This window comes from Vibrio sp. CAU 1672, from assembly GCF_029223195.1.
Taxonomy (GTDB): Bacteria; Pseudomonadota; Gammaproteobacteria; order Enterobacterales; family Vibrionaceae; genus Vibrio.
Map to the genome: position 1 here is coordinate 196,053 of NZ_JARHUF010000001.1, position 18,357 is coordinate 214,409.

14 protein-coding genes and 1 pseudogene are annotated in these 18,357 nt (G+C 47.4%); 10 read left to right on the forward strand and 5 right to left on the reverse strand.

Features of this window, described 5'->3' with window-relative positions; genetic code table 11:
- Positions 1-44: 44 nt before the first annotated feature.
- Positions 45-1,016: a TAXI family TRAP transporter solute-binding subunit gene (locus tag P2G85_RS00850; RefSeq protein WP_275862214.1), complete on the reverse strand. Its 972-nt coding sequence runs from the start codon at positions 1,014-1,016 to the stop codon at positions 45-47.
- A 320-nt stretch (positions 1,017-1,336) separates the two neighbouring features.
- Between P2G85_RS00850 and P2G85_RS00855 the strand changes: the two are divergent.
- Positions 1,337-2,487, forward strand: a pseudogene (locus P2G85_RS00855) (HD domain-containing phosphohydrolase).
- Positions 2,488-2,580: 93 nt separating this feature from the next.
- On the opposite strand, the gene P2G85_RS00860 reads toward P2G85_RS00855, so the two are convergent.
- Positions 2,581-2,721, reverse strand: coding sequence for a hypothetical protein (locus tag P2G85_RS00860; protein ID WP_275862215.1), 141 nt, complete (start codon positions 2,719-2,721; stop codon positions 2,581-2,583).
- Between the two features lie 487 nt (positions 2,722-3,208).
- Between P2G85_RS00860 and P2G85_RS00865 the strand changes: the two genes are divergently transcribed.
- Positions 3,209-3,412: a hypothetical protein gene (locus P2G85_RS00865; protein ID WP_275862216.1), complete on the forward strand. Its 204-nt coding sequence runs from the start codon at positions 3,209-3,211 to the stop codon at positions 3,410-3,412.
- Positions 3,413-3,493: 81 nt separating this feature from the next.
- On the opposite strand, the gene gnd is transcribed toward P2G85_RS00865, so the two are convergent.
- From gnd to zwf, 3 genes are read right to left on the reverse strand one after another with little or no spacing between them, the layout of a single operon-like run.
- Positions 3,494-4,942, reverse strand: coding sequence for a decarboxylating NADP(+)-dependent phosphogluconate dehydrogenase (gnd, locus tag P2G85_RS00870; RefSeq protein WP_275862217.1), 1,449 nt, complete (start codon positions 4,940-4,942; stop codon positions 3,494-3,496).
- 36 nt (positions 4,943-4,978) lie between these two features.
- Complete coding sequence (pgl, locus tag P2G85_RS00875; protein WP_275862218.1) at positions 4,979-5,695, reverse strand: 6-phosphogluconolactonase; 717 nt, start codon at positions 5,693-5,695, stop codon at positions 4,979-4,981.
- Positions 5,692-7,194: a glucose-6-phosphate dehydrogenase gene (gene zwf, locus P2G85_RS00880; RefSeq protein ID WP_275862219.1), complete on the reverse strand. Its 1,503-nt coding sequence runs from the start codon at positions 7,192-7,194 to the stop codon at positions 5,692-5,694. Before zwf ends, pgl begins: the two co-directional genes overlap by 4 nt.
- Before the next feature lie 841 nt (positions 7,195-8,035).
- Here zwf and P2G85_RS00885 point away from each other — a divergent pair.
- From P2G85_RS00885 to P2G85_RS00920, 8 genes are all read left to right on the forward strand, one after another.
- On the forward strand, positions 8,036-8,263 hold the full coding sequence (locus P2G85_RS00885; RefSeq protein WP_275862220.1) for a hypothetical protein: 228 nt from the start codon (positions 8,036-8,038) through the stop codon (positions 8,261-8,263).
- A 138-nt stretch (positions 8,264-8,401) separates the two neighbouring features.
- Positions 8,402-9,808, forward strand: a complete 1,407-nt coding sequence (locus tag P2G85_RS00890; protein ID WP_275862221.1) for a TolC family protein — start codon at positions 8,402-8,404, stop codon at positions 9,806-9,808.
- A gap of 3 nt (positions 9,809-9,811) precedes the next feature.
- Entirely contained in the window at positions 9,812-10,792 is a 981-nt protein-coding gene (locus P2G85_RS00895; RefSeq protein ID WP_275862222.1) for an HlyD family efflux transporter periplasmic adaptor subunit, read from the forward strand.
- Between the two features lie 18 nt (positions 10,793-10,810).
- A complete protein-coding gene (locus tag P2G85_RS00900; protein WP_275862223.1) occupies positions 10,811-11,968 on the forward strand; it encodes an ABC transporter permease in 1,158 nt (385 codons plus the stop codon).
- Positions 11,965-13,116, forward strand: a complete 1,152-nt coding sequence (locus P2G85_RS00905; RefSeq protein ID WP_275862224.1) for an ABC transporter permease — start codon at positions 11,965-11,967, stop codon at positions 13,114-13,116. Before P2G85_RS00900 ends, P2G85_RS00905 begins: the two co-directional genes overlap by 4 nt.
- A 324-nt stretch (positions 13,117-13,440) precedes the next feature.
- Positions 13,441-15,018 carry a sensor domain-containing diguanylate cyclase gene (locus P2G85_RS00910; protein ID WP_275862225.1) on the forward strand — a complete coding sequence of 526 codons (1,578 nt, stop codon included), beginning with the start codon at positions 13,441-13,443 and terminating at the stop codon, positions 15,016-15,018.
- 234 nt (positions 15,019-15,252) lie between these two features.
- Positions 15,253-15,813 (forward strand): fasciclin domain-containing protein, encoded by a 561-nt coding sequence (locus tag P2G85_RS00915; RefSeq protein WP_275862226.1) that lies wholly within the window; start codon positions 15,253-15,255, stop codon positions 15,811-15,813.
- A gap of 295 nt (positions 15,814-16,108) precedes the next feature.
- Positions 16,109-18,043: an LTA synthase family protein gene (locus tag P2G85_RS00920; protein ID WP_275862227.1), complete on the forward strand. Its 1,935-nt coding sequence runs from the start codon at positions 16,109-16,111 to the stop codon at positions 18,041-18,043.
- Positions 18,044-18,357: the final 314 nt, after the last annotated feature.

Sequence of the window (18,357 nt, forward strand, 5' to 3'; positions counted from 1 at the left end):
TTAAAAGGGCCATCACACTGATGACCCTTATCATATTGTATAGGTTATTTCAGCAAACCCACTTCTTTGTAATATTTGGCTGCGCCCGGATGCAGCGGTGCTGACAGGCCGTCTTTCACCATCTCTTCTTTCTTCAGGTTGGCGAACGCCGGGTGTAAACGGCGGAAATCATCAAAGTTTTCAAATACGGCTTTGACAATATGATAAACCACCTCGTCCGGTACTGACGTGGAAGAGACAAAGGTAGCCCCCACACCAAATGTGTGTACGTCACGGTCAGCCCCCCGGTACATACCACCCGGAATGTTCGCTAATCGGTAAAAGCTGTTATCTGACACCAGCTTGCTCACCTTAGGCCCCTCAACTGTCACTATCATGCTGTCACAAGAGGTTGTAGCTTCCTTAATGGCCCCACTAGGGTGGCCCACAGTATACACCATCGCATCAATCTTGTTGTCACACAGTGCTTTAGCCTGCTCAGCTGCTTTCAACTCTGATACCAATTTAAAGTCATCATGGCTCCAGCCATACTCAGCCATCAATACTTCCATTGTCCCGCGCTGACCTGAACCCGGGTTACCGATATTAACCCGCATGCCTTTCAGATCATCGAACGTTTTAATATTGGCATCTTTACGCGCAATAACAGTAAACGGTTCAGGGTGAATAGAAAACACGGCGCGCAACTCTTTAAATGGCCCACTCTCCTCGAACTTGCTAGAACCATTGTAAGCATGATACTGCCAGTCAGACTGGGCGATAGCCAGATCGAGCTCACCGGCACGGATCGTGTTGATGTTGTACACCGAGCCACCGGTACTTTCTACCGAGCAACGGATACCATGTTCTTTACGCGACTTATTGACTAAACGGCAAATAGCACCTCCCGTCGGGTAATAAACACCAGTAACCCCACCCGTGCCAATGGTCACAAACGTGTCTTTTGCAGAAACGGAAAAACTTGCGCTTAGCGCTGCCACGGATGCGGCGATAGTCAGATGTTTGAGCTTTAACATTGAACGTCCTTTTCCTCTGTTTGATTGTCGCTTAAGTATAGCAATCGTTAACACTTTGATAACGAACGAGATCACATCCTTGTAATTCTACATTTACTCAGGCAAGCAAACCGCCCCATTTTGAACCGCATCATCATTTAGATTCAGCTCAAGTTTTACTACAAAGACACCGCATAAATAACCACACAATGTTGATGGGTATCTGATTTCACATAAAGCCTGGTTAATCAGATGTAATCAAAGTGCTACATTGCATGTCTAAATTATGAGAAATTGATTCCATTAAAAATAGAAAAACATGCAATAGAAGGTTGGCAGACATGCTCGATTACCCCCAGATAAGTAGAACCGCCAGTCAAGAAAAGAAGATAACCGCAATTCTTGATGAGCTATTTCATCTTACGCGTCAAAGCTACCCGCAGTTTAGCCGCTTTTCTATTGCATTACTTAAGGGAAATCAGGTATCGAATTATTATGTCAATGACACCATCGCTCAGCCATTCGGGCTTGATTTTGAAGAGCAGGAACTCAGCGTCAACTCCTCACTGATGGACGTCGCCAACACCAGCCAGATTCGTATCGTGGATGATCTCAAAACATTCAAACCCACGGCGAGGATCAAAAAACTCATCAAACTTGGCCACCAGAGTAGTTATGCCTCCCCACTACATAACCGGGGAGTAATTATCGGTTTTGTGTTCTGTAACACAACAGCCAATCTTTCTTTTCCGACGAAAGCACCCGAAGAGATTTCGCATACTTTAGCCAGGTGATCTGCGGAATGTTCATTCAACTTGATGAAAAGCAAAAACACTTCCAATCGGCACTCGCGATTGCACTGAAGATGGGGCATGAACGGGATCCAGAAACCGCCGAACACCTGATAAGAATGGGAAAATACAGCGAAAAGCTTGCTCGATTACTCGCCAGTAAACACGTGAACATTACCCCCGAGTTTATTCATCGAATCCGCCTGTATGCTCCGTTCCACGATATTGGTAAGTACAAAATTCCCGATGCGGTGCTTTTTAGCGATAAACGCTTTACGCCCACAGAACGAAAAATCATGAACATGCACACCATTTATGGCGAACGCATCATCGAGGATGTAGTGAGCCTGTCTGACGCGTCCATGATAGCGAATGATGAAATACAGTTCATCAAGAACATTATCCGCCATCATCATGAATACTATAACGGCACCGGGCTCCCCGATGCACTGTGCGCCGAAGACATTCCCCTTGAGGCACGTATCGTAACACTTGCCGATGTGTTTGATGCGCTGCTAAGCAAACGTACTTATAAGGCAGCCTGGTCGGTTGATGAGACTGCCAGATTTATAGAAGAACACCGTTCAACCATGTTTGCTCCCGATTGTGTCGACATGCTGATTGAGCATTTAGACGAATTCTTAGCCATCAGAACCGATCATCAAGACCAGGAATGTGCTGAAAGTGTGCTGGCCTACTAGCCAGTGGCGTTGTACACCGAAGTAAATTCAACGGTTAGCGTGTAAATTGAATAAAGGAGCCCGATTGGACTCCTTTACTTTTTGAAACCTAGCCTACAGACCGCCTTCCAGCTGCGCCTGTTTTACTAAAGCCTGACGTTGAGTTTCTTTTTCTGATACCAATTCCTGTTCCTTACCTGTTTCCCGCATTTGCTCAACAGCAGGAACAAAAACAAAGTACTTGTTAATAGTCATCTCAGAACCTCAAATAGTTATGTTAATCACCTTCTTGGTAGCAAGAACAACCGTGGCGCTCAAAGATTCGCCAACTCCTTGTCTTAGGTTTCAAAAAATAGAGGATATTTTATAACCAAACATCCTCCATAAGGCGCGATATTATAGTAGGAGAAGCACGGCTTACCTAGCGCTGATTTTCACCCTATGCCCGCTCACATAGCAGTAATCACGTGTCGCCAACACCAACTTCACAGATTAACTATCTGTTATCAATAGATAAATAGGAAGTGAGTGTGCCACTGTTCGGGGGGAGGATAAACAGGCGCAATTGTCTAAATTTTCTCCTTCCCTGCTTCAATATCATCTTAAGAAGTGCAACTCCGATCACAAATTGAGCTGTTTTGAGATCGTTTTAGCCTCCTTTTAGGTTATCGCTGCTGAAAAAACCGACAATAACGTTACAACTAAACCACTTTACTCTAGCCACCCATAATTAGGAGGCGCGATGAAAAGTAACAAGTTAGGTCAGGTCATGTCGGTGAGTCGAATGTTCTCCTTTATTGCCTTTATCACGGCAACATTCGCATGGATACTGAATATGTATGCGCTATTCACGGTTTCAGTGGTGGCCTTAGTCACCAGCAGCTTGTTTTATTTGAAAGACAAACTTCACCACGCTAAAAAGCCCAAAAAGAAAAACAACACCTGAAATCATTGCATGCACACATCATCGCGACAATAAAAAAGGACGCCCGACGGCATCCTTTTTAAAGTAGTTTTCAAGCAATAATTAAACGTCGTAAGTGGTCGACGCGGTATCGCCACCGGTTCCCGTCCAGTTTGTATGGAAAAATTCACCACGCTCACGGTCGATACGCTCGTAGGTATGCGCGCCGAAATAGTCACGCTGTGCCTGGAGCAGGTTCGCAGGCAGACGTGCGGTGGTGTAACCATCGAGGAAGGTTAACGCAGATGTTGTGCATGGCATCGGAATACCCGCTTCCAAAGACTTAGCCGCTACTTTACGCCAGGCTAAAAGGCTGTTTTGCAGGATACCTTTGAAATAGTCGTCAGAGCCCAGGAATGCCAGTTCAGGATCCTTGTCGAATGCGTCACGGATGTTGCCCAGGAATGCGCTACGGATAATACAGCCACCGCGCCACATCAGGGCTACGTTGCCATAGTTGAGATCCCAGCCATTTTCATTCGATGCTTCGCGCATCAGCATAAAGCCTTGCGCGTAAGAGATGATCTTAGATGCCAGCAGCGCCTGACGCAGTGCGTCCACCCACTCCTGCTTATCACCTTCAACTGGGGTGATAGCTTTAGCGAACAGTTGTTCAGCTTCAACGCGCTGCTCTTTCAGCGCCGACAGGCAGCGGGAAAATACCGATTCTGAAATCAGCGTCAGCGGAATACCTAAATCCAGTGCGTTGATACCAGTCCACTTACCAGTACCCTTCTGGCCAGCAGTGTCTAAGATCTTCTCAACCAATGGCTCGCCGTCTTCATCTTTATAGCCGAGGATATCGGCCGTTATTTCCACCAGGTAGCTATCCAGCTCAGTTTTGTTCCAATCAGCAAAGACGGCTTGCATCTCATCGGCTGACATACCCAGGCCATCTTTCATGAACTGGTAAGCTTCGGTGATAAGTTGCATGTCACCGTATTCGATGCCGTTGTGCACCATTTTAACGAAGTGACCCGCGCCATCGTTACCTACCCAGTCACAACAAGGCTCACCGGCGTCCGTTTTTGCCGAAATCCCCTGGAAAATGGGCTTCACCGCTGGCCACGCTTCTGACGCGCCACCAGGCATGACCGACGGGCCGAAACGGGCGCCCTCTTCACCACCGGAGACGCCAGTGCCAATAAAGTGAATGCCTTTTTCCCTTAACGCAGCGACACGGCGGTTAGTATCCGGGTAATTAGTATTACCGCCATCAATAATGATGTCGCCTTTGTCTAACAGCGGCACCAATGCTTCAATGAACTTGTCAACCACTTCACCGGCGCGAACCATCAGCATCACTTTACGTGGCGTTTCCAGCTTTTCCACTAACTCTTCAAGCGAATATGCACCGATGATATTGGTACCTTTCGCCGGGCCTTGCAAAAACTCGTCTACCTTCGCAGCAGTACGGTTATGTGCAACGACTTTAAAACCGTGATCATTCATGTTGAGGATAAGGTTTTGCCCCATAACTGCCAGGCCAATTACACCGATATCACCTTTCATTATTTCTCTCCAGATTTATCTCTATGGACGCTCGCCTTACGCGATTTTTGCTGCTGCGTCTGAATCTAAGTACCACTCCGTTTCACCAGTTTTGGACTGGATCCTGGCTGCTGGATAAAGCAGCTCACTTGCAGGAGTCGTATGAATTTCATTCACGATGTCGGCTTTCCCGGCACCAAGAACCAGATAAGTTATGCGTTTTGCCGCTTCTAACACTTTCGCGGTTTTCGATACCCGAATTTGGCCAGATTCAGGGTGAGTCGCCAGTACTGCCAGGTTTTCGTCGTGGTATTTAGTTTGACCCGGGAACAGCGATGCCGTGTGGCCGTCGGCGCCCACACCAAGCAAAATCCAGTCAAAAACAGGCGTACCGTTTTCGGTTGGAATGACGTCGGCCATCTCGTTGGCAAAACGCCCTGCTTCCCGCGTTGGCTCATCTTCACCACGAATACGGTGGATGTTCTCAGCAGGAATGCTGACATGGCTGAACAGCAGCGTATGAGCTTCACCATAGTTACTTTCAGCATCATCAGGCGCAACGCAACGCTCATCACCCCACCAAAAGTGCAGGTTTTGCCACTGGACAGACGTAGCGTATGCCTGTGTTGCTAATAGTTTGAACAACATTTTAGGGGTACTGCCACCCGAAAGTGAAACATGCACCGGGCGCCCAAGTTCACTATACGTTTTCATCTCATCAGCGAGTCTTGTGACCACCTGCTGAGGGGTTTCAAATATCTGGTGATTGATCATAATTCACAGTAATCCGTGTCAGTTAAGTTTTTGCATGGGAAGCGCCAGGCACGATTATCGCGCAACAACAGGTCGTCGGCTTGTTTCGGCCCCCAGGTGCCACAAGCGTAACCAAACAGGGCCTGTGGATCTTGCTTGAAATCGAGGATCGGCTGTACATACTGCCAACATGCTTCCACCGCATCACTGCGTGCAAACAGGGTCGCATCACCATTTAACGCGTCCAGAAGCAGTCGCTCATATGCTGTCAGCATTTGGGTTTCTTCAAGAGACGCATAGCGGAAATTCATTTTCACTTCTTTAGCGTTGAATCCGGCCCCGGGCTCTTTCAAACCAAAACTCATCTGGATACCTTCATCCGGCTGAATTCGGATAATCAGTTTGTTTTCCGGAGCATTTTTACCAAACACTGGGTGGGGAGTCGCTTTGAAGTGAATGACAACTTCAGTAACACGAGTCGGCAGACGTTTACCCGTACGGACATAAAACGGCACTCCGTTCCACCGCCAGTTATTAATATAAGCCTTAAGGCCAACGTAGGTTTCAGTACGAGAATCTCCTGCCACACCAGATTCTTCACGGTAACCCGCTAAATGCTTCCCCCGGACCTCTGAAGCGGTATACTGGCCCAGCACTAAATTGTTACGCAGATCGCCTTCGTCCAGTGGTTTCAAACACTGAAGTACTTTAAACACTTCGTCGCGCATCGCATCGGCATTAATTTGCGCCGGAGGCTCCATACCGACCATCGCCAGTACTTGCAGCAGATGATTCTGGAACATATCACGAACAGCACCGGCCCCGTCATAGTAACCACCGCGCTCTTCAACACCGAGAAACTCTGCCCCCGTAATTTCGACATAATCGATGAAATTACGATTCCACAGCGGTTCAAACATGGCGTTAGAAAAACGTAATACCAGCAGGTTTTGCACTGTCTCTTTACCCAAGTAATGATCAATTCGGTAAATCTGATGCTCATGGAAATGTTGATGTATTTCCCGATCTAAACGGCGGGCCGACTGCAGGTCATAGCCGAATGGTTTTTCGATGATCAAACGTTTCCAGCCATTTGCTTCACAGTTCAGACCGTGAGCGGCCAGACTGGAAGGGATAACACTGTACAGGCTTGGTGGCGTAGCTAAATAAAACAAGACATTCTGTTGTTCAAAGCGATATTCATCCGCCAACTGACCAAGCCGGACTGCGAGTTTGCTGTAATCTTGGGGGTCAGAAGTATTAATCGTTTGGTAATGCAAGTGGTCAATAAAAGCATCCAGCGTGTCTGGTTGTGTTTTCTCCATTTTCTGAAGTGATGCTTTGAGCTTTTCACGATAGGACTGATCGCTGTACTGTGTACGACTCACACCCAAGATGGTTAAGTGTTCTGGTAGCTGTTGATTCGCGTAGAGGTGGTACAAAGCAGGAATCAACTTACGGTAAGTAAGATCTCCTGAGGCACCGAATATTACGATGCTGCTATTTTCTGGAATTACCATCATCTTTCCCTTAAAACGAGGTACTTATTGCGTGTCTGAATACGGCTAAAGGATGCCCTCACCCTATCAATAGCATTCTGGAATAGAAAATTGGTCTTTCCTATCAAAGTGATAGGCAAATCCAATTACGATTTTTCCTGAGGGAGGTTACTATTGTCGATGCAAACTTGATCCACATCAATACACGCCAGTGCAATCGATTACATTATTGACCTGTTGCACTTTAAAAATTTGTAACCCAGTAACATTTTCTTTCATCTTAACCACCTCTTACTTTGAGTAAATGCTCTAAATTAGTAACCCGTAACACTAAGCCAGAGCACATACCCGACAGCCTTATTTATAACAAAATAACAACACAACGTAAGGCAAAATGGACCTCAGAACCACCAATACTATCGAGCCTGCAAGGACACAGCAACAGTCTCACTGCAAGGTTTTGGCAATTTATGACAGTGGCTCGCTGAAAACGAGCACCTTGCTGTCATTTTTACTGACGACATCAACATTTTTATAAGGAAAATAAATAGTTAGACGGCAAAACCATATGCACAACTTAACACATATTTCTTGACATAGATCACACTAGTTTTAGCTGTTTTTGAGGCGTTTTTAGCTTTTTAATTGTATAATTTTCAGTTAAAGGAAGTATGGAAACTTCTCTCAGCAGCAGTGATGATCGAAGTCTATTTAATGCTCAACAATACCGCCAAGTGATTTGCACAAATTTAACTAATAATACAAAGACTGGCGACAGGACTAACATATTAGACACCACCTGCACAATGAAATAACTATAAAACAGAGGTGAAATTTTTGTAGTTTAGAAGGAACGTTAAACATGGAACGAGATACATTTGGAATATGCCTTGATAAGGCAATGCTGTCAGAAAACATGTGTTCAACTTTTACCCACGTCAGAGCTTACGAGAAAAGTGAGGCGACCCCTCCCGATCTCAAGGTGTTGCTGGCATTTCCACAAATGAGTGGAAGGGACTTGTTGAACACCATGCGGGGGTCACGTCACCTCGAATGGAGAGCGGAGTACTTCTGTCCTTCCACAAAGTAACCCTCAAGACCAAACGCGCTCAACCTGAGTTACTCGGGTTGGGCGCTTTTTTTTATGTCGCTCGTTACAACTTGTACTTAACAGGGCAAAACTATTCCTTTAATATTAGAGCTAATACTCTATACCATTGTGACCGATATGACATATACTGGAAAGTTGTGGGTTGTTGGCTTACTCAGTAGCTCTATTTCCGTAGGCTATGCAGCTCCTATCACTTTTGACAACGCCTGGACGCTACTCCAAGAGAATAACTATTCACTTAAAGCACAACGTGCCAATGTGGAAAATTATCAGCATTTGCAGAGCGCTACCGATAACCTCAACCTGCCTCAAATCACTATCGGAGCCAACTACACACGTCTGGATACCGATGTCACGGTCTCAGGTAAACAGCTCCTCGACAGTACCGGTCAACACATTGCCGTTCCTCCGGTGTTTCAGCCCATTTTTTCCGCTCTGGCCAGTACCACATCCACCATTACTGAGCGGGATATTTTTTCATCTTCTATCCGTGCGATCTGGCCAATTTTCACCGGTGGCCGGATCAACGCGGCGCAGTCCGCTGCAGAAGGCAAAACCAACGAAGCCAAAAGCCAATTTGCCATGGAGCAACAGGCACGGTTTGAAGATCTGTCCAAGTACTACTTTTCTGTCGTCCTGGCAAAAGAAGTTCTGGCAACAAGGCAAGCGGTTGAAGCCGGACTGAAAAAACACCGCGACTTTGCGATTAAACTGGAACAACAAGGCCAGATCGCCCGGGTTGAGCGCCTGCAGGCAGAAGCCTCGCTGGATAAAGCAAAAGTGGACACACAAAAAGCAATCAGTGACTTAACCATCGCCCAATCCGCACTGGGTAAAATTCTGGCGCAGGACGATGCAGTCGAACCCGCTGAATCGCTGTTCATTAACCAGAACCTGCCTCCACTGTCCGCGTTTATCGACCAGACATTGACTACCTACCCCGGCCTGGCGTTACTGGAAGCCAAACATAAGCAGGCTGCCAGCTTAATCCAGGCAGAAAAGGGCAAATACTATCCTGAAGTCTACCTGTACGGTGATTACAGCCTGCATGAAGATGACTCTTTAGCCAGCCAAATGAAACCAGACTGGCTGGTCGGTGTTGGCGTGAGAATTCCGTTGATTGAATCGAGCGGACGCAGCGAGCGAGTTAAGGCTGCGCATAGTCTGGTTACGCAAGTTAACGCCCTGAAAGCCCAAGCCAGACAGGATCTTAGCCTGTTAGTACAAAAGACCTACCTGGAAGCTCAGCAGGCCATCGACGAAGTGTCCGGATTGGAATCCAGTCTCATGCTGGCTGACGAAAACTTATCACTGAGAGAAAAAGCGTTTACCCAGGGGTTGTCCTCCTCACTCGACGTGGTTGACGCCCAGCTTTACGTCGCCAGCATCGAAACGCAACGCTCAGCAGCGCGTTTTCGCTACTTAATCTCACTCACCAAGCTTCTGGCGCTAAGCAGCGAAATGGACAGCTTTTCCCAATATCAAACTAGCGCTTATTCTCCGGCATCCAACAAGGAAAAATAAACAATGGCAAGCAAATCAAATAAAACGGTTCTGATCTCTCTGTGCGCTTTGGCTATTTCTTCCTGGATCGGCTATGAGTTTTATCGGGCCTACCAACCATCCCCTACCCGCCTGCAAGGTATGATTGAAGCGCAGCAGTACAGCATTTCTTCAAAGGTGCCCGGGCGGATCAATGATGTCATGGTACGTAAAGGGGATAACATAGAAAAAGGCCAGCTGATTTTCACCCTGCACAGCCCGGAAATTGAAGCCAAACTCGAACAAGCCAAAGCAGGTGAAAAAGCGGCAGGGGCTCTCGCCAAAGAAGCCGAACAGGGCGCGCGCGAACAGCAAATCCAGGCGGCAAAAGATCAGTGGTTAAAAGCCAAAGCAGCGGCTGATTTAATGGAAAAAACCTACCGTCGCGTCAATAACCTGTACAAAGACGGTGTCGTAGCCGAACAAAAACGTGATGAGGCCATGACCCAGTGGCAGGCCGCCAAATATACCGAAAGTGCGGCGTACCAGATGTACCAGATGGCCGAAGAAGGTGCACGCAGTGAAACCAAAGTGGCCGCGGCGGAAAAAGCCCGCATGGCTGCGGGAGCGGTTGCCGAAGTGGAAGCTTATGCCAAAGATACCCAAATCCACAGTTGGTTTGACGGTGAGGTCTCTCAGGTCCTTTTACAGACCGGTGAGCTGGCCCCACAAGGTTTCCCGGTCGTAACCGTTATCGACACCCAGGATGCATGGGCAACGCTGAATGTTCGCGAAGATTTGCTAAAATACTTCCCACACGGCAAAACATTCGATGCCTACCTGCCAGCTTTGGATAAAACCCTGACCTTTAAGGTGACACACGTTGCTGTCATGGGTGACTTTGCAACCTGGCGTACGACCGATGCCTCTCAGGGGTTCGATCTGCGTACCTTTGAAGTTGAAGCACGACCAGCACAGCCTGAACCAGATCTGCGGATGGGTATGAGTGTTGTCGTGGAGCTTTAATCAGATCTGGCCAAAACGATGACGATGAAAATTTCTCAGCGGCATATTTTACGGCGTGACAAATGGTTATTGTCATGCCTGACATGGGTTCCGCTCCTGATTGCGCTTACCATTTGGGGCGTATTTTCTGCCGGTATTGCGCGTAATTTACCCATCGGCGTGGTGGATTTGCAACACTCGCAGCTTTCACGCAAGCTAATCCAATCGTTGGACGCCTCTGCCACGATGGCGGTAAAACATCACTTTACCAGCACCAGCGAGGCAAAAGATGCGATGATCGAAGGAATAGTTTACGCTTATGCCGTGATCCCTCCACAGTTCGATCAAGACATATTCCAGCAAAGACAACCTCAACTGTCCGTTTTCTATAACAGTCAGTACATATTAGTCGGTAAACTGATCAACTCAGCGTTCGTCCAGGCTCAAGGGTATTTTGATGCGCAATTAGAGGCAATGGCGATCCTGGCGAAAGGCAGTACCACCCCGCTTACCGCTGTAGGAAAAGCGGTTCCGGTTTCCACCCAGATCACAGCACTATTTAATCGCAATAATAACTACGCTCAGTTCCTGGTCACCGCAATTGTGCCCGCGATCTGGCAAATTGGTATTGTTGTCAGCACGATTCTGCTGCTATCGGCCAACTTCCGAATTTACGGTGCCACCAGCCAGGACATCTTCGCTTTTTTAACGCCAAGCCCTGTCTACTCGCTGAGCAAGATCTTAAGCCAGTATATCCCGGTGTTCATGCTGCAAGGTGCTCTGTTCTTATATGGTTTTTATGTTGTCTTAGATTGGCCAATGGAAGGCAGTTTTACACTGCTATTATTCGCACAACTGATCACTATCATCGCCTGTATGATTATGGGGGCGTTGTTTTTCTTCCTCACTATGGACGCTGCACGTGCGATGAGTTTTGCCGGTGCATTTACCGCTCCCAGTTTCGCCTTTATGGGCATTACGTTTCCTGTCTCGGATATGAACATGTTAGCTCAGGCATGGCGAAACTTGCTCCCCATCAGTCATTATATTGAAGTTCAGGTGGGCCAAGCCAGCTATGGTGCATCCGTCGCAGACTCCCTGATTACGTTGTCACCTATGTTAGCTTATACCATTCCGTTACTTTTGGTCACCGCCTTAATCGACAAACAACGCCACATGGCAAGGAAGTCGCTATGAGCCTCTGGCAGTTAATTAAAGCTGAAATCCTCGCATTACTAAGAAACCCGGTAGTCACATTGACCATGTTTGGTGGCGTAGTGTTTTACTCGTTTCTCTATCCACTCCCATATGCCAAACAAACGCCGCGTGAGCAAGCGATAGCTGTGGTCAACTTAGACGGAAGCGCTACCAGTCTGAAACTGGAAAGAATGGTGGATGCTACCCCACAAGTACGGATCGTAAAAAGAGCGCACACCATTGAACAAGCCAAACAAGCGTTTTTGCGCCACGAAGTCACTGGTTTTCTGGTTATTCCCGAGCATTTTTATAAAGATTTGATGCTAGGCCGCAGCCCTACCCTCGCTTTTGCAGCGGATGCGTCATATTTCTTAGTTTACGGCACTGTGGTTGAAGGACTGGCCAAAGCGGGCGGGACTCTGGGCGCTCAGGTAAAAGTAAGCAAACTGATTATCGACGGAGTCCCGCTAAGTAAAGCGAGCCAGGCTTACTCCGCTATCAAACTTAACCTAAAACCCACTTTTAACCCGACCATGGGTTACATCGAATATGTGGTACCGGCAGTATTTGTGCTTATTCTTCAGCAGACACTGATCATGGCTGTCGGGTTACAAACCGGCTCGCAGAAACACGGTAAAGGCTACTGGTCACGCACCTCACCGCTCCGACTACTGCTGGTGAGGAGTCTGGTTTTTATCGCCATCTATTACCTGCTCAGCGCCTTTTATTTCGGCTTTAGCTTTGATCGGTTAGCAATCAACCACACCGCCAATGCTGCTGAATTGTTGACCCTGCTGCTGCCATTTTTACTCGGATGCTGTGCTATCGGTAACTGGCTTGGTTTTCTGCTACCGCGGCGGGAGCTGGTTACGGTAGTGGTCTTGGTCAGCTCAATGCCATTAGTATTTCTAGCCGGGTTTATCTGGCCGGTTGAGTCAATTCCAGCACCATTACTCTGGGTTGCCGATCTAAGCCCGAGTTCATGGGCAATTAAAGGATTTCTTGCACTTAACCAGATGGGGGCAACCTGGCAGCAGGTGGCTCGGTTTTGGACAGGGCTTTGGGTACTTGCCGGCGTTTGGAGTATCATCGCCTATCGGCAAGCCCGCAACTCTGCTAAACCGATAGTGACAGAAAGTATCGGATAAAGATCTAATCAGAAAAGTCTGCCAGTGGCAGGCTTTTTGTTTTTGTAAACCTTCGTCAACAACTGCCCGCCTTTGCTGCCTATTTAGCGAAATCGCTTTTAACCACCTTTTTTTATAGCTCATAATCCGCCATTTCTGATATTATCAACAATATCAATAATTGATAAGTAACACCCTATCACCTCGTATATCAAGAATCCGTTCCAATTGGCTGCTTCGAACAAATTTGAAATTCGGCATGATAAACTGCGTGCTCTTCTGTGCATCCATTGACAACAATTGCCCGTGGTGTCGGCTGGTTAAAATGAGTTTTCAGGAGATGTAATGCCGATAGAGCACGCACGCCACCGAAGAGTAGTTAACAAAACAAAACGCCGCAAAGGGCTGCTATACCTCTTTCTTATGCTGGCTTTCCTGTCCGCTATCAGTACGGTGTTCTATACCAGCAGTATTGAGAAACTTGATCAGGCACGAGAACAGCACCATCAGGAAGCACTCTCCAATATCCAGCACAATATCGAAACCGAGTTTCGCTTTGTCAGTGCCGACTTAGCCTATTTGTCCAGAACCTCACTGGCCAACTCTGTCCTGTTGCAACATGACGATGCAGCCAAACAGCATTTAAGCTCTTTGATGTTTCAGGTTGGTACCAGCCACAAGCGCTACTTCCAGTTGCGTCTGCTAAATAAGCACGGGCGCGAAGTCATACGTATCGACCAGTTAGCAGACGGCAGCCTTAAACCGATCGAGGCATCTCTCCTACAGGAAAAAGGCAATCGCTACTATTTCAGGCAAGCTGTACCGCTGCAAACCGATGCCGCGTATGTCTCACAATTTGACCTGAACATTGAACATGGTGTTATCGAGCGCCCCTTCCGCCCGACGATCCGCTTTGTCGCCCCCATTCATGATAAACAGTCCCGGTTTATTGGTGCTACCGTCATCAACTACAACGGGCAATATATTTTCGATCTAATCGCGGCACAAACTCCTGCTCAAAATGTGGCTTCGGTTGTCAATCAACACGGCTTCTACCTTAAATCCCATCAAGCGGAAAAAGAATGGGGCTTCATGTGGCCAAACAAGCCCGCAGCTCGTTTCTCTGACGAGTTTCCGGAAACCTGGCAAGCGATGAGCGGGCACACACAAGGAAAAGTAGTAACCGCAGATGGCGAATATTATTTCCGTAATCTATCACTCCGGCTTTATGCACCATTCAAAGCCATAAACAGTGAAGAGATATTTCTGGTTCTCTTTGCCCCTATGGCTGTGATTGAAAACACTCAAACCACTCTGGTGAATGGCCTTATCGCACTGTGGGCATTTCTTGGTCCTTTACTGACCTTTCTGGCCTTTGCTATCGCGCATTATCAGGTCGAGAGAACCTTCTTATTTCAGGAGCTGGATTACGAAGCCAGCCATGACCATCTAACCGGTCTGTATAACCGCCGGGCAATCATGGCGCTGTTGCAAACGCGCATTGAACACAGCCTGAAAATTGATACCCCCCTGGCCGTGAGCTTCATAGACGTTAACGATTTGAAACATACCAATGACTGGTATGGCCATGATATGGGGGATGAAATGATCAAAAACGTCGCGAATGTGATCGAGCAAACCATAAAAAGTAGCGATGCCTCGGCCAGAATTGGCGGCGATGAATTTTTGATTGTCTTTAACCAATGCACTAGTGAGCAGGCGAAGGCGATCATGCAGCGTATTCAATCCCGTTTTGCCGTTTGCGGACTAAAACGCATCGGTACAGACTGGACCATCAGTTATGGATGCAGTGAACTGCGTCCGGACGACAACGCCGAAACCCTGATGGAACGTGCCGATGAAGCCATGTACGAACATAAAAAAGTCACCAAAGCTCGTAGCGCCACCAATACTCAGCGCTAAACCAGCGCGACTTATTCGGATAGAGCAGGTTTCAACCTGGCGGTAAATAAGCCACAGCGCTCTCCGATCTGACTGGTCGTCGGTCGTTATTTCCCGCTCCCAGTTTGTTTAACACGACAGACAGCTCACCTTAATTCTGCCTGTCTGAACAAATAAAGATGATCCGCTGACGTTTTCTCCACGTAATTTAGAGGGACTTGGTAATGTAATTTACCCCTGAAACGGAGACTGACGATGACTACCTCAATGCGATCATTATCTGCTACTGTAGCGATCCTTACCCTTGTTATATTCCTTGCCACACCCGCTTTTGCAAATACACCCAAATGGGCAACGAAGTCTGATTCAACTATTGTAGAATTTGCCGTAGGCGCCTCTGGCGAACCGTTTGACTTTGATACCAATGGTGAAGACTTTGATATCCTGGTTGCTGCTCTTATTGCCACTGGTACTGTGGAAGTTTTCGATGGCAGCGACTTTACCGTTTTTGCCCCCAATGATCAGGCTTTTTACAACCTGACCGGAGCCAACAATGATGCAGAAGCCTTCAATGCCGTTGTTGATTTGCTCGACGTAGAGGGGGTAGCAGCTGTACTTGCGTACCACGTAACGGAAGGAGTTCACAACTCAAGATCTGTTACCAGAGCGAAAATGCGCACGATGCTAGATGGCAACACCATTAGTTTTGACAGCGGCTTAATCATTGCGGGCCAGTCTGAAGCAGGTCTGTTAGATATCGATAACCGCCTGGCAGATGGCATGGTACACGTTATCGACTCACTTTTGTTACCTTAACTATCATCGTAACAGTGGCTCTGATTGTTGCATCGCAATAGCAATAATCAGAGTTCATTGCGTTGCGTCGCGGCGCGTTGCCTTTAAAACTTTGCAAGACTTACATCGGCCACGGTGAGCTGAGGACCTTTACCATCTTGCGCAATAAATGTACTTCAACTGGCAAGCATTCATCCGATAAATACATCAACCTCACAAATACCATTCTCATTGGGTATTTTTCACTTTTATTACACATTTATCTTGCTACTATCGCCCTTCTCTAACTCAACCATGATTTAAACAAGGACTCTCAATGAAAAAGCCTGCTTTTGGGCCGCTGCGTCCCATTGTGCTTTTTGCCTTCTTTTCTCTTTGTACGCTTTCTTTATCGCGCCTTCTCTTAACGGTGTGGCTGTCTGAACGAATACCTGCACTTAATGATCTGCTATACATCTTAACTCAAGGTGTACGGGTCGATGTGGCAACACTCTGCTGGCTGTTTATTCTTCCGGCGCTACTTTCTGCCCTTCTGCCGTTGCAGGGCTTTGTTGGAAAATGCTGGAAGCCATTGTTACGGCTATGGCTCGTGGCCGGTTTATGGATCATTGTTTACATGGAACTGGCGACCGCACCTTTTATTCTGGAATATGACCTGAGGCCAAATCGGTTGTTTGTTGAATACCTGATTTATCCAAAAGAAGTATTCAGCATGCTCTGGACGGGTTACAAGCTCGAGTTAGCTCTCGGTTCACTCGGTTCTGCCATCACTCTGTGGTTTGGCTGGATATGGAGCCGGAACCTGGTTAACAACGCTCAGCAGGTAAAACTTATCTGGCGGCCAGTTTTAGCTATCCTGGTGGTTTTGATTGGTGTTGCTGGTGCCCGCTCTTCACTCGGCCACCGGCCACTGAACCCAGCCATGGTAGCGTTTTCTAATGACCCTCTATTAAACGACTTGGCGCTGAACTCATCTTATTCACTATTTTTTGCCATCAACAACATGAAGTCTGAAAAATCGGCTGAAGAGTTTTATGGCAAGATGAACGATAAGAAAATGCTTGAACTGGTACGTGCTTCATCAGCAAAAACCTCGTTCAGCCCTGAACTTCTGCCAACAATGAATAGCAACACAGCAACGTACCGTGGTAAACGCAAGAACTTAGTCATTCTTCTGCAGGAAAGCTTGGGCGCACGTTTTGTTGGCTCTATGGGCGGTTTGCCGCTAACCCCTAACCTCGATGAACTGATGACCCAGGGTTGGCAGTTCACCCAAATGTACGCCACCGGCACCCGCTCCGTTCGTGGTATTGAAGCGGTAACTACCGGTTTCCCGCCTTCGCCATCGCGAGCAGTAGTAAAACTAAGCAAAAGCCAGACCGGCTTCTTTACCATTGCCGATTTGCTCAAAAGTCAGGGCTACCACACCCAGTTCATTTACGGTGGCGAAGCGAACTTTGACAATATGAAAACCTTTTTCTTTGGTAACGGCTTTGATCAAATCGTCGAAGAAAAGCACTATGCCAACCCTGAATTTGTCGGTTCATGGGGCGTAAGTGACGAAGATCTTTATAACAAAGCGCACGATGAGTTTGAGCAATTAGCCCAATCTGAGCAGCCGTTTTTCAGCCTGGTATTCACCTCTAGCAACCACAGCCCGTTTGAGTACCCTGAGGGGAAAATTGAGCCGTATGATGCAGAGCACATGACGCGGAACAATGCGGTCAAATATTCTGACTATGCGTTAGGCAGTTTCTTTAAGAAAGCCAAGCAGTCAAACTATTGGGACGATACGATCTTTATTGTCATTGCCGACCATGATGCACGCGTCTTTGGCGCGAACCTGGTACCCGTGAAACACTTCCACATTCCGGCGTTGATTTTGGGCAAAGACATTCAACCTCGCGTGGATGACCGACTGGCCAACAACATTGATATGCCACCGACACTGCTATCGTTGATTGGTGTGGATGCGCAAACCCCGATGATTGGCCGTGACCTGACCAAGCCTTTGGCTCGTGAAGATGAACGGGCCATGATGCAGTACAACAAAAACTTTGGTTACCTCACCCGCGATAATCTGGTGGTATTCTCTCCCGGTAAGAAGATCGCGACCATGAAGTATAACTTCGACGATCAGACGATGGCATCCATGCCAGTCGATCAAGCTGCCATCGACAGAGCCAAAGCCAATGCACTGTTTGCCTCCAAAGCGTATCAAAAAAACTGGTATAGCTCACAAACCCACTGATGTATAAACCAATCATCACCTGAACAAGCCCCTCGATAAGTTCGAGGGGCTTTTTGTTTGAGTCGATTCAGTTATTTCATTGCCTAACACGGTCAGGCCAAGCGCTCTGCCTGGCTAACGGCTTTCTCGGCCATGATTTTTGTAATTAACGCATACCACGCCTTCCCGGCACAATAGTTACTGCCCCAACTAAAACTGGGGTATCTAAAATGCCCATAATTGTCCGATGGGAATAATTAAGTAGCAAGTACGTGAACTTATCGCCAGGCATTTAAAGCACCAGAACTTATTAATCCTAGATGCCACATTTGTAT

Bases quoted from the DNA above. Each gene is read 5' to 3' on its own strand.
- P2G85_RS00850 (WP_275862214.1), bottom strand. From the start codon at position 1,016: ATGTTAAAGCTCAAACATCTGACTATCGCCGCATCCGTGGCAGCGCTA.
- P2G85_RS00860 (WP_275862215.1), bottom strand. From the start codon at position 2,721: ATGACTATTAACAAGTACTTTGTTTTTGTTCCTGCTGTTGAGCAAATG.
- P2G85_RS00865 (WP_275862216.1), top strand. From the start codon at position 3,209: ATGAAAAGTAACAAGTTAGGTCAGGTCATGTCGGTGAGTCGAATGTTC.
- gnd (WP_275862217.1), bottom strand. From the start codon at position 4,942: ATGAAAGGTGATATCGGTGTAATTGGCCTGGCAGTTATGGGGCAAAAC.
- pgl (WP_275862218.1), bottom strand. From the start codon at position 5,695: ATGATCAATCACCAGATATTTGAAACCCCTCAGCAGGTGGTCACAAGA.
- zwf (WP_275862219.1), bottom strand. From the start codon at position 7,194: ATGGTAATTCCAGAAAATAGCAGCATCGTAATATTCGGTGCCTCAGGA.
- P2G85_RS00885 (WP_275862220.1), top strand. From the start codon at position 8,036: ATGGAACGAGATACATTTGGAATATGCCTTGATAAGGCAATGCTGTCA.
- P2G85_RS00890 (WP_275862221.1), top strand. From the start codon at position 8,402: ATGACATATACTGGAAAGTTGTGGGTTGTTGGCTTACTCAGTAGCTCT.
- P2G85_RS00895 (WP_275862222.1), top strand. From the start codon at position 9,812: ATGGCAAGCAAATCAAATAAAACGGTTCTGATCTCTCTGTGCGCTTTG.
- P2G85_RS00900 (WP_275862223.1), top strand. From the start codon at position 10,811: ATGACGATGAAAATTTCTCAGCGGCATATTTTACGGCGTGACAAATGG.
- P2G85_RS00905 (WP_275862224.1), top strand. From the start codon at position 11,965: ATGAGCCTCTGGCAGTTAATTAAAGCTGAAATCCTCGCATTACTAAGA.
- P2G85_RS00910 (WP_275862225.1), top strand. From the start codon at position 13,441: ATGCCGATAGAGCACGCACGCCACCGAAGAGTAGTTAACAAAACAAAA.
- P2G85_RS00915 (WP_275862226.1), top strand. From the start codon at position 15,253: ATGACTACCTCAATGCGATCATTATCTGCTACTGTAGCGATCCTTACC.
- P2G85_RS00920 (WP_275862227.1), top strand. From the start codon at position 16,109: ATGAAAAAGCCTGCTTTTGGGCCGCTGCGTCCCATTGTGCTTTTTGCC.